We start from the raw sequence: 376 nt of genomic DNA, 5'->3' as shown, positions 1-376 counted from the left end.
TGCATCATAGGGACTACAAAAATAGGGTTCTTTTTTATATTTAAAATAATAATTTGTAGTATCAACTTTTAGATTTTCATAGTTGTGGTGATTACATGGATTATATCGATTTGCACAAATACCTCGGTGATTGCCTCTGGTTAATACATAGAGTCCCATAAGCATATCTTGAGTTGGTACGCAAATAGGATCTCCCATAGCTGGAGACAAGAGATTCATAGGAGAAAACATAAGTAAATGGGCTTCGGCTTGAGCCTCCAATGATAAAGGTACATGAACAGCCATTTGATCCCCATCAAAGTCTGCATTGAATCCCTTACAAACTAATGGATGTAAACAAATAGCACGTCCTTCCACTAAAATGGGTTGGAATGCC

1 protein-coding gene is annotated in these 376 nt (G+C 37.0%); it reads right to left on the bottom strand.

The features are described from left to right. The coding region (locus QQK25_RS24715) for a DNA-directed RNA polymerase subunit beta' (RefSeq protein ID WP_284190040.1) at positions 1-376 on the bottom strand (376 nt) is incomplete at both ends.

Source organism: Zoogloea oryzae (assembly GCF_030161255.1).
Lineage (GTDB): Bacteria > Pseudomonadota > Gammaproteobacteria > Burkholderiales > Rhodocyclaceae > Zoogloea > Zoogloea oryzae.
The sequence above is the reverse complement of the archived record's forward strand: the minus strand, read 5'-3'. Positions and strand labels throughout refer to the sequence as shown.